Source organism: Brevibacterium litoralis (genome assembly GCF_040212315.1).
GTDB classification, from domain to species: domain Bacteria; phylum Actinomycetota; class Actinomycetes; order Actinomycetales; family Brevibacteriaceae; genus Brevibacterium; species Brevibacterium litoralis.
Genome location: NZ_JBDIUY010000034.1, coordinates 1 through 2,000 on the forward strand (window position 1 = coordinate 1; position 2,000 = coordinate 2,000).

Below are 2,000 nucleotides of genomic sequence, written 5' to 3' on the forward strand. Positions count from 1 at the left end.
GTCGGTGAGCAGGCCCTCGCGCTTCGACTCCAGCACGATCGACTGGACCTCATCGACGGTGTAGGCGGCGTTCACCTCGTCGCGCGGTTCGACCCGCAGCGCCCGCAGGATCACGTTCGCCAGACCGTTGAGCGGGCGGATGACGAAGCCCAGCGCCCTGCCCAGGAACACGAGCGGCGGCGCGAGCAGCATGGCCGCCGGCCGGGAGACCGCGATCGCGATGTTCTTGGGGATCATCTCGCCGACGACGACGTGCAGGTAGGTGACGACCGACAGCGCGATGACGAAGGCGATGACCCCGGACAGCGCCGTCGGCACCCCGAGGAAGTGCAGCGGTCCCTCCAACAGGTGGTGGATCGCCGGTTCCGCGACGTTACCGATGAGCAGGGAGCACACCGTGATGCCGAGCTGGCAGATCGCCAGGCACATCGACACGTGCTCCATCGCGTACAGCGTCGTCCGCGCCCGGGCGTTGCCCTCGGCGGCGAGCGGTTCGATCTGCGCCCGCTTGGCGTTGACGATCGCGAACTCCGCGGCGACGAAGAAGGCATTGGCCAGCAACAGGAGCACCAGCCACACGAGTCCGGCCCAGTCACTCATCGTCCTGCCTCCTTTCGGCACGAGCCCGCGGGTCCACGACCATCCGCAGACGTTCGATCCGGCGGCCGTGCATCTTCTCGACGACCAGGCGGGCGCCGTCCACCGGCACCTCGTCCCCCGGCACGGGCAGGCGCCCGAACGCGAACAGGGCGTAACCGGCGACCGTCTCGTAGTCGGGGTCCTCCGGGACCTCGACACCGGTGGCCTCGGTGACCTCGTCCGGACGCATACGGCCCGGGACGACCCAGGAACCGTCGCGGGCCGGACGGATCGTCACCCGCAGGCGGTCGTGCTCGTCGACGACCTCGCCGACCAGTTCCTCGACGACGTCCTCGAGCGTGACGACCCCGGCGGTCCCGCCGTACTCGTCGACGACGACGGCCATCTGTGTGCCCCGGGACCGCAACTGGATGAGCAGGGGGTCGAGACGCAGGGTCTCCGGGATCTCGGTGACATCGGTGCGCAGACCGCCGGCGAACGCCTCGACCCGTTTGGCCAGCGGCACCGCGAGTGCCTGCTTCACGTGGACGACCCCGGTGATGTCGTCCCGGGACTCGCCGACGACGGGGAACCGCGAGAACCCGGTGTGCCGGGACAGGTCGATGATCTCCGCGGCGTCCGCGTCCTTCGTCACACTCACCATCCGGGTGCGCGGCGTCATGACGTCCGCGGCGGTCCGCTCGGAGAAGCCGAGCGTGCGCGCGACGAGGTCGGCGACGTCCCGGTCCATCGTGCCCTCCTCGGCGGAGTGCCGCACGAGGGCCGTGAGTTCCTCCGGGCTGCGGCCGACGGAACCCTCCTCCTGGGGTTCGATCCCCATCGCCCGCAAGGCCTTGTTCGCCGTGCCGTTGAGCAGGACGATCACCGGCTTGAAGACGACGGAGAAGCCGTACTGGAGAGGCACCGCGATCCGCCCGGCCACCAGTGGCGCCGAGATCGCGAGGTTCTTGGGCACGAGCTCACCGAGGAGCATCGAGAGGAAGGTCGACACGAGGAGCGCGAGCGCCAGAGACAGCGTGCCGGCCGCACCCTCCGCGAGGCCGAGGGCCCCGAACACCGGCGACAGGAGCGCACCGAGGGAGGGCTCCATGAGATAGCCGGTGAGGAGTGTGGTGATCGTGATGCCGACCTGGGCGGCCGACAACTGGGTGGAGAGGTGCCGGGTGGCGGTCCGGATCGTCCCGGCGCCGCGTACGCCACGGTCGACCGCCTCGTCGACCGTGTGCTTGTCCAGCGTGAGGAGGGAGAACTCGGCGGCGACGAACACGCCGGTGCCGAGGATGAGCAGCAGGGCCAACGCGAGGAGGAGCCATTCCGTCAAGAACGGGTCCTCCGTCCGGCGCGGCGGAGGGTCCCGGTGGGAGACTCCGGGACTGGTACGGGGATGCCGGCCACTGGCC

Annotated in this window: 2 protein-coding genes; both read right to left on the reverse strand. The window is 70.0% G+C overall.

What is annotated here, in order from left to right; genetic code table 11:
* The coding region (locus tag AAD496_RS11985) for a CNNM domain-containing protein (protein WP_349829008.1) at nucleotides 1-600 on the reverse strand (600 nt) is incomplete at its 3' end.
* Nucleotides 593-1,921: a hemolysin family protein gene (locus AAD496_RS11990; protein ID WP_349829009.1), complete on the reverse strand. Its 1,329-nt coding sequence runs from the start codon at nucleotides 1,919-1,921 to the stop codon at nucleotides 593-595. The genes AAD496_RS11990 and AAD496_RS11985, both read right to left, overlap by 8 nt.
* Between the last annotated feature and the right edge of the window lie 79 nt (nucleotides 1,922-2,000).